Here is an 8,226-nt window from a genome sequence, read left to right on the forward strand (position 1 = left end):
CGCCAACCGATCCTGTCGGCGCCATCGCATAGGATCATGAACGCAAACGAGCGGAGCCTACGTCAGGCCACTTTTACACCGCTCCTGGGACGCCACCCGCGGCGGCGGCGGAACCCACGACGGACGTAGCTCCGCCGGCGGCGGATCGGGTGTCCGCGCTGATCGCGGCGCGATTCTCGGCCCAGGGCGCCAGCTATCAGGCGGCCAGTGCCCAGGCAACGGCACTGCACGAAATGTTCGTCGCCACCTTGACCTCCAGCGCGGGCTCGTATGCGTCCACCGAGGCCGTCAATGTGATCGCCGCCGGCTGATCGATCGTGATGGACCCCGATGGCCGTGGATAGGCCCTGAGCATTGGATTTTGCGACGCTGCCGCCGGAGGTCACCTCCGTGCTGATGTACACCGGCCCCGGCTCTGCGCCGATCATGACCGCCGCATCGGCCTGGGACGGGCTCGCTGCGGAGCTGCGCTCCATCGCAGCTGCCTACCGGTCGATCGTTTCCGGGCTGACCAGCCAGGCCTGGCTGGGTCCGTCGTCGGCGGCGATGGCGGCGGCGATCGCCCCCTACGTGGCGTGGCTGACCAGCGCCTCCGCTGAGGCCGCGCAGACCGCGACGCAGGCAAAAGCGGCCGCGGCCGCGTACGAGACCGCGTACGGGCTCACCGTGCCGCCGGCGGCGGTGGCGGCCAACCGCGCCCAGTGGTTGGCGCTGGTGGCCACCAACGTACTCGGGCAGAACACGGCGGCGATCGCCGCCAACGAGGCCCACTACGGCGCGATGTGGGCACAAGACCCCGCCGCCATGTACGGCTATGCGGGCTCCGCGGCGGCGGCGGTGGAGCTGACGCCGTTCACCCCCCCGCAGCAGCAGACCACCAGGCCGACCGATCCGGCCGGCCCGGCCGCCCAGGCGGTCGGCAACTCGGCCGGCAGCGGGGCGCAGTCGGTGATGTCGCATGTCGCGCAGGCGCTCGCCGCGGCGCCCGTGCAGGCCACGCCGGTCGAGTCGCTCCTTGAACTCCCGTCGGCGCTCTTGGATCTGGTGGGTCTGGACGTCGTATCGTCGATCGGCCTGGGCATGGCGGCCGCATCGTGGGCGGCCGCCTCGGCGAACGGTGAATTCCTGGTATCGCTGGATTACCGCCTTTTGTGCGGGCAACGCGAGGTTCTGCACGCGATAGACCCGTCGTATCCGGGCTGTGAGGACATCGCGGCTACCGAGCCCTGGGTTGCCCTCGTCGGCTCCCCGCAGCAGCCGCCGGTCTCGGCGGGCATCGGTCAGGCGATCACCGCCGGACGGCTGTCGGTGCCGTTGAGCTGGGCCGTCGCCGCGCCGGAGGTGCGTTCGGTCGCCTACGGGTTGCCGACCACCAACCCGGCTGCCGCACCGACCGCTTCGGCGGGCACGGCGGCAGCCGCGTTCAGCCAGATGGGCCTGGCCGGGATGGCCGGCAGCGCTCTGGCCGGCTCCGTCAACGGTGGTCGCCGCGATTCTGTCGGGGCGACCCCGCGCACGTCCGCGAAGGCGCCGGAGCCCCCGCCGGGCGGACTGGAAACGCGGGTCAGCGCCCGACTGGAGGAATTCGCCCGGCTGCACAAATCCGGGGTGCTGACCGATGACGAGTTCGCCGAGCAGAAACGGCATCTGCTGGGTTGGTGGGCGGCGACTCTGACGGCGCCGGCCGAGCCCGGAGAAAAGGACTCCGGAACCCCGGCGCGTTGACGCGGTGTCCACGTCTCGGGTGGTCATCGGTGCCAGCGATTCATCGTGTCCGCCCAGCGCATTCCGGGGTGCCGACGTCTTGGCCGCGCCCGCTGGTGAACCGGACCGGAAATACCCCGACGACAGGCCGTCGCACCTCGCCGGTCCGACCGCCCACCCTTGCTACCGTAATCAGATGCCTCATCCGCCACACCAATCACGCGGTGTCTCCCGGCGCGACGTGCTGAAATTCGCGACCGCCGCGCCCGCGCTTGCCGCGGTGGGGGCGGTGCACGGCGCGCCGGCGGCGGCGGCGGCCGGCCCGAGGCTGGTCGACTACGCGATGCGGCAGATCGCGCCCGACCAGATCAAGGCGGCCGGATACTCCGGCGTGGTGAACTACGTGTCGACGTCGCGGCCGGGCTCGAACTTCGGCGCCAAACCGATCACCCGCCCCTACGCCAGCGCCCTGAACAACGCCGGCCTGGTGATCGTCAGCAACTACCAGTACGGAAAGCCGGGCGGCACCGCGCCGTCGGACTTTACCCGCGGCTACCCCGGCGGCGTCGCCGACGCCCGGACCGCGCTGCAGCTGCACAACGCGGCCGGCGGCGGTCGCACCGCGCCGATCTTCTTCAGCGTCGACGACGACATCGACCGCAACACCTGGAACGACGTTGCGCTGCCGTGGTTTCGGGGGATCAACTCGGTGATGGGCGCCCAGCGCACCGGGGTCTACGGGGGAGTGAACGTCTGCCGGTGGGCGGGCGGAGACGGCGTCATCGGCAACTCCAGCGTCCCCGGCCACCGCTGGGCCTGGCAGACCCGGTCCTGGGCGCGCGGCGCGCGCGCCCCGGCGGCGGTGCTCTACCAGAGCATCGTGAGCACGGCGTCGAACCCCGGACCGGTGATCGACGGGTGCGAGGTGGACGTCAACGACGTCCTGGCCCGCGACTGCGGCCAGTGGAACCTGCACCGTTGAGCACCGCCGAGGCTACCGGGTGAGGTTGACGGCTCCGCAGCCGGCCGCGACGACGTCGCCGCTCAGCGACCGGGTTTGCGGGTCGGTCGGCGCCGGTGCGGTGCTGGTGGTCACCGGCTGGGGGCGCCTGCTGATCGGACCAGCCGGCGCCGTCCCACCAGCGCGGCCCGCCGGATCCGGACGGGCCCGGATACCAGTCTGGCGGCGGCGACGGTTGGGTCATGGAACTTCTCCCTGGTGGGCGGGCTGTCGGTAACGGACCGACGATGTATCGCGCCGGGGCGAAGTCCTGTCTGTCACGACGTTGCCGGCGGACTGAGAAGCTGGAGATACGGTGGCATCTGCGACGTTTCGGTCGCGCCGACGAATCGACGAGGCAGCCGAATCGCGGTGCGCCACGCACCACCTCGGTAACATCGGTCCATGCCTCTGGACGACGGCGCAGACTCTGCCGGATACCGGATTCCCGCCGCCCCGCCGCCCCGCCGGCTGGGCAACCGGCCCGCCGTCCTGGGTACCGCCGCCGTGGCCGCGGTCGCGGTGGGCGCCGTCGTCGGCTACTTGATCCGGCCGGCGAAGGAGCCGACGAAGGATGCGGCCCCGGCTGCGGATTCCACCGCCGCGACCGTCGCACCGGTGCCGGCCGGGGTGGCGGTCAGCCCGCCGGTCGTCGATCCCGACGCGGTACCGGCCGACGATCCGCCCGGCCCGGCACGGCCGACCGGCAGTGGGTTCTCGACGGCGATCGTCTCCGGGGTGGCCGCTCTGGTGCGGGCGAAGTATCCGCGGTTGTCGGCCCGTCAGGTCGTCACCCGGTTGACCCGCACCGCGCGACACCCGAGCGGTGGCGTGGATGACCGGGTCGGGTTCGGGATGATCGACCCGGTCGCGGCGCTCACCGCCGACCTGCCGGTCGGCGGGTGACAACCGTTGACGCCGCCGGTGGGGTGCCCCGAGCCGGCGGGTCCGGACACGGCTCGCCGCGCCGCATCAATCACCCGCGCAGGTGGGAATAGACGATGGGGTTCGCGTCCCGCGTGGTAGAAATCTCTGCATGACAAGCATCACCCGGGCGGCGGCGGCAGGCGTGTTGGCAGTGGGGGTCGGGCTCGTCGGCGTGGGCGCGGCGGGCATCGCCCAAGCCGAGCCGCGGTACCACTGGTGCCCGGGCGAGCAGTGGAGTTCGTGGATGGGCGCCAACTGGGAGCCGAACCTCTGCCACGACAACCACTACCTCGACAACGTCCCGCACGATCCGGCGAACTGGCGCGGCGAGGGCCCGTACGACCCGAGCTTCCCCGCGCCGGTCGCCCCGAACTGACCAGCGGGTCAGCCCGGCGGCGTCGGGGTCATCGACCCGATGTAGTAGGTCTCCTGGCCGGTCGGGTAACCGCCGCCGTCGGTGGCGATGTGCACGTGGTCGTAGTGATTGGCGGTCTCGTTGCCGAGGTCGGCCGTCCAGTTTCCGTTGCCGACGCCGGGGTAGATCCGCTGCCGCCAGATGACGTGGTTGATTCCCCACCGCTTCGCGTTCGCCAGGGCCAGGCCGGCGATCTGGTCGCCGAGCCGGATCCCTTCCTCGCTGTGGTAGTTCGGGATCATCACGTCGATCGCCAACCCGCTGGGATGCCAGCGCAGCGCGTCCTGGCGGAACCCGCCGATGGTGGTGATCTCCGGGAAGAGCACGCTGATGGCCCGGGCCGCCCAGATGGTCTTCACCTGCAACCCGTCCTCGGGGGCGATCCCGGCCGGCAGCTCGATCTGGAACTGCTGCGCGCTGACCGGCGCGCTCGCCGCCAACTCGTCCACCTCCGCGGCGCTGGCGACCTGCGGTCCGGTGGCGGCCTGCGGGACGAACTGCGGTCCGGCCAGGCCCGGCGGCACGGCTCCCGGCCCGTCGGCCACCGTCGCCGGATCGCTGACGGTGCTGGGGCAGCACGGCGGCGACGGGGGCTCCTCTTCGCCCTCGGCGTAGATGATGGCCCCGGAGACGGCGAGCGAGGCCAGGATCGCCGCCCAGCGCCCCCGGCGGCCGTTGACCACCCCGTCTCTGCCCACGAACAGCACCTTAGTGTCCCATGCGACGCGTGTGGCGGGTTTTCCGCCACGCAGCTCCGGGATGCGCACCGTCCGAGTCCCGGCGATCGTGGTCAAGGTACACGGTCGGCCTTCGGGCCCGTCGTGCGCCTCACCGGCCGCAGCCACCGCGCTCGGTGCCGCATCCCCGGCGCTGGTGGACCCGGACCAGCAGCGCCCGACCGTCGGTCCACTCGTCGAGCTGCCGCGGGTGCGCCTCCGCCCGGCTGGTGGGGTTGGACAGCGGGAAGATGATCGGCCGGTCGGTCTTGGTCGCCAGCTCGCGGATGATCGGCTCGGTAAACGCCCCCATGCTCACCGCGGCGGTGCCCTGCTTGTCGAGATCGTCACGCCGGGTGGAGAGCGGCGTTCCTCTCCGGCGGGCCGGCCGTCGACTACGTCTACCTGGTGTCCCGACCGGGGCGTTTCAGGCGTTCACCGTTGACGTACACCTGGTCGATGTTTCGGTCGTCGCCGCAGTAGATGAGTTTCTCGATCCGCTGCGCCAGGCTCATCTCCTTGACCGCCGTCCACTGCGAGTCGTCGACGACCAGTGCGTCGAAGGCGTAGCCGGGCTCGAAGCTGCCGGTCCTGCCGAAGAAGCTGCCGCCGCCCTTGGTCGCGCAGTAGAAGGCTTCGGCGGCCAGCACCGGCCGCGACGCGCGGTCGGCCAGGAGATTCACCGCGCCCGCCTGGATCGCGCCGACGATGTTCTGAAACATGTTGAGCGAGTGGCCGGCCGAGATGTCGCTGCCCAGTCCAACCCGGATTCCCATGTCGTGGTATTCGGCGAGCTTCATCACGCCGCTGAGCAGGTTGAGGTTGGAGTGCGGACAGTGGGCGACCAGCGCGCCGGTTTCGGAGACCACCTTCTTCTCTCGTTCGGTGAGGTGAATGGCATGGGCGACAACGGTATTAGCCGAAGACAGCAATCCAGCACGTTGGTAGGTCTCGACGAAATCCGAACAGTCCGGAAACATCTTCAGCGTCACCTCGACCTCGGTACGGTTCTCCGCCAGGTGCATGTGGCACGGCACGCCGAACTCGTCGGCCAGCCCGGCCAGGCCAGCCATCAGTTCGCGGCTGCACACCATGCTGACGCTCGGGGCGACGGCCGGACCGACCAGCGGCGACTTGCCCAGGGTCTGCTCGATGAAGCGGCGCGAATCGGCGATCGCCCGGGCGGTGGTCTCGCATGAATCGGCCGGCACATTCTGGTCCCGGGACACTTTCGCGACACAGGACCGCAACCCCGCCCCGATCAGCTTGTCGACCAGGATGCCGGTGGTGTCGGTGTGCACCGTGCCCATCACCACCGAGCCGGTGATGCCGTTGCGCAGCAGGGAATCGGCGAAGATGCCGTAGACGGTGTCGGCGTACGCCGGGTCGCCGAGGCTGGCCTCCTGCGGGAAGGTGAGCATGTGCAGCCAGTCGATCAACTCGGTGCTGCCCTGCAGGCCGGTGATCGGCAGCTGGGAGGCGTGCAGGTGGGCGTCGGTGAAGCCGGGGATGACGAGCTGATCGCCGTGGTCGGTGGTCGGTGCGCCGGCGTAGCGATCCGGCAGCCGCTCGGCGCACTCGACGATGGTGCCGTCGTCACCGACCACGACGTAGCCACGCGGCAGGCTGACGAAGGCGCGCCAGCTGGGGGTGAACACGATGTTGCCGCGGTGGACGTGCACCCGACCTCCCTCCGCCTGCCGCACGGCTATCGGATACAGACTAGGGAACCGGGGGAGACCGGGGCAGGCCGCTCGGTCGTCCGGTGTGGTGTCAGCCCGGCTTGCCGCGTTCGATCACCCGCAGGACCTGGTCACGGTCGGCGCCCGGCCAGAATTCGTGCACCAGCCAGGTCGCGCCGGCAGCGCGGAAGTCGGCGGGGCTGGTGTCGGCGCGCACCGGCACCGCGATGTCGAACCCGTCGAGGCCTCCCCGGATCGTCGCGACGGTGCCCGCGATCCGGGCCACCCCGGCCGCATCCATCCCGTGCGGGAAGACCCCGTCGTAGCGGGCGGCCCGCTCGATCGGTCGGCCGGTTGTCCGGTTGGTGCCGAACCAGACGGGTATCCGCGGGCGGTGCAGCGGGCCCGGGGTGATGCGCACGCCGTCGACGACGATCTCGCCGCGGTGGGTGACCGTCTCGCCGGCCCACAACGCGGTCAGCACCGCCGCACCTTCGTCGAGGACCCGGCTGAGCCGGCGTTGATCGCCGACCTCGCCGAACGCCGAATACTCCCGGGCGATGTCGCGCCCGGTGCCCAGACCGAGGATCAACCGGCCGCGGCTCAACCGGTCCAGGGTGACCGTCTCCCGGGCCAGCGTGATCACCCGGCGGCGCGGCAACGGGGTCACCATCGGGCCCAGGGTGATCCGGCTGGTCACCGTCGCCGCGGCAGCCAACGCGATCCACGGGTCGGCGATCTCCCAGTCACCGGCGACCGGGCTCAGAATGTGGTCCCACACGAAAAGTCCGTCCCAGTCCGCTTCTTCGGCAGCCCGGGCGATGTCGGTGACGGCCTGCGGGTCGGCCAGTGCGCCGAACAACGGCACGTGCAGGGCGCGGCGCATCTACCGTTCGCTACGGGCAGATTTCGTGCTCGGCGGCGTCGGCCATCAGCGGGAACTGCGGCCACTCAAGGTAGTTGGGCGCCTGTCGCTCCACCGACCGGCCGACGTGCAGGTTCTCGCAGATCATGTGTCCGAGCGCGGTGGCGCTGCCGGGTGCGATCGGTTGGCCGTCGGCGTACTGGCCGGTGTAGCCGTGGTCTTTCAGATAGCGCAGGTAGCTGCCGTCGTCGGCGTGCGCCGGAGCCGCGCCGAGCAGCACCGCGCCCCCCGCCGCGGCCGCCGCGAGTGGTCGGGTGAGTCGTGCCACGCCGGCGATGATACGCGTACCGGGCGCCGCGGTACGCTGGCAGGCCGATGGCGAAGCCGGCACGAAAGGTGACACCGTGAGGGGAATCGCGGCGGGACTGGCTGCGCTGGTGACGACGTTGGCGGCGCTGTGCACCGCCGGGCCGGCCGGTGCCGACCCGCTCAATCCGAACCACCCGGACTACTGCGGCAACAGCCCCGACTTCTTCTTCTGTGCGGAGCACCGGTCGACCTACCCCAACGCGGGGGAGTCGGCATTCCTGGACGCCACCCGCGGTCGCATTCCCGGCAACGACGCCAAGCATCTCGCCGCCGGGCGGGCGGCCTGCCTGGAGCTGGCCGCGGACTCGGCCGGCCACGTGGTCGGCGACGTGGCCCACTACCTGGGGATCTCCGAGCAGCAGGCCGGTGCCGTGGTCGACGCCGCGCACACCAACATGTGCCCGAAGACCGAGCGGTAGCTCACGGCCCGGGCCTCTCGCCCGGTCGCCGCAGCCCGTCTCGAACCGGGGCCTGGGCGGCGACGTCGGATCGGTTGTGGTCCGGGCAGCACCGGCGGGCGGTTTCGGCGTCGGCCGATCCTGCTGGCA

General features: G+C 71.2%; 9 protein-coding genes and 2 pseudogenes. 6 read left to right on the top strand and 5 right to left on the bottom strand.

Annotated features, from left to right (window positions below; translation table 11 throughout):
• Window positions 1–110 precede the first annotated feature (110 nt).
• The 5 genes and pseudogenes from AC2VNT_RS09010 to AC2VNT_RS09030 all read left to right on the top strand — a co-directional run.
• Window positions 111–311, top strand: a pseudogene (locus AC2VNT_RS09010) (PE family protein); the annotation flags it as partial.
• 43 nt (window positions 312–354) lie between these two features.
• Window positions 355–1,725 (top strand): PPE family protein, encoded by a 1,371-nt coding sequence (locus AC2VNT_RS09015; RefSeq protein WP_486946532.1) that lies wholly within the window; start codon window positions 355–357, stop codon window positions 1,723–1,725.
• A 175-nt stretch (window positions 1,726–1,900) separates the two neighbouring features.
• A complete protein-coding gene (locus AC2VNT_RS09020; RefSeq protein WP_486946533.1) occupies window positions 1,901–2,686 on the top strand; it encodes a DUF1906 domain-containing protein in 786 nt (261 codons plus the stop codon).
• A gap of 423 nt (window positions 2,687–3,109) precedes the next feature.
• Entirely contained in the window at window positions 3,110–3,610 is a 501-nt protein-coding gene (locus AC2VNT_RS09025) for a S8 family serine peptidase (protein WP_486946534.1), read from the top strand.
• A 130-nt stretch (window positions 3,611–3,740) separates the two neighbouring features.
• Complete coding sequence (locus tag AC2VNT_RS09030; protein ID WP_486946535.1) at window positions 3,741–4,007, top strand: Mtp family mycobacterial-type pilin; 267 nt, start codon at window positions 3,741–3,743, stop codon at window positions 4,005–4,007.
• Window positions 4,008–4,015: 8 nt separating this feature from the next.
• Here the strand turns inward: AC2VNT_RS09030 and AC2VNT_RS09035 are convergent, their stop codons facing one another.
• The 5 genes and pseudogenes from AC2VNT_RS09035 to AC2VNT_RS09055 all read right to left on the bottom strand — a co-directional run bounded on the left by AC2VNT_RS09035 (window position 4,016) and on the right by AC2VNT_RS09055 (window position 7,637).
• Window positions 4,016–4,753, bottom strand: coding sequence for a VldE C-terminal domain-containing protein (locus AC2VNT_RS09035; protein WP_486946536.1), 738 nt, complete (start codon window positions 4,751–4,753; stop codon window positions 4,016–4,018).
• A 178-nt stretch (window positions 4,754–4,931) separates the two neighbouring features.
• Window positions 4,932–5,084 (bottom strand): annotated as a pseudogene (locus AC2VNT_RS09040) (malic enzyme-like NAD(P)-binding protein); the annotation flags it as partial.
• Window positions 5,085–5,163: 79 nt separating this feature from the next.
• Window positions 5,164–6,444, bottom strand: a complete 1,281-nt coding sequence (locus AC2VNT_RS09045) for an amidohydrolase family protein (RefSeq protein WP_486946537.1) — start codon at window positions 6,442–6,444, stop codon at window positions 5,164–5,166.
• 91 nt (window positions 6,445–6,535) lie between these two features.
• Window positions 6,536–7,330 (bottom strand): LLM class flavin-dependent oxidoreductase, encoded by a 795-nt coding sequence (locus AC2VNT_RS09050; protein ID WP_486946538.1) that lies wholly within the window; start codon window positions 7,328–7,330, stop codon window positions 6,536–6,538.
• A gap of 10 nt (window positions 7,331–7,340) precedes the next feature.
• Window positions 7,341–7,637, bottom strand: coding sequence for a DUF732 domain-containing protein (locus AC2VNT_RS09055; RefSeq protein ID WP_486946539.1), 297 nt, complete (start codon window positions 7,635–7,637; stop codon window positions 7,341–7,343).
• Between the two features lie 76 nt (window positions 7,638–7,713).
• On the opposite strand from AC2VNT_RS09055, the gene AC2VNT_RS09060 reads away from it, so the two are divergent.
• Window positions 7,714–8,097 (top strand): DUF732 domain-containing protein, encoded by a 384-nt coding sequence (locus tag AC2VNT_RS09060; RefSeq protein WP_486946540.1) that lies wholly within the window; start codon window positions 7,714–7,716, stop codon window positions 8,095–8,097.
• Window positions 8,098–8,226: the final 129 nt, after the last annotated feature.

This window comes from Mycobacterium sp. TH-M15 (assembly GCF_057473705.1).

Coding starts and splice junctions, on each gene's coding strand:
- AC2VNT_RS09030 (WP_486946535.1), top strand. CDS start 3,741: ATGACAAGCATCACCCGGGCGGCGGCGGCAGGCGTGTTGGCAGTGGGG.
- AC2VNT_RS09020 (WP_486946533.1), top strand. CDS start 1,901: ATGCCTCATCCGCCACACCAATCACGCGGTGTCTCCCGGCGCGACGTG.
- AC2VNT_RS09025 (WP_486946534.1), top strand. CDS start 3,110: ATGCCTCTGGACGACGGCGCAGACTCTGCCGGATACCGGATTCCCGCC.
- AC2VNT_RS09050 (WP_486946538.1), bottom strand. CDS start 7,330: ATGCGCCGCGCCCTGCACGTGCCGTTGTTCGGCGCACTGGCCGACCCG.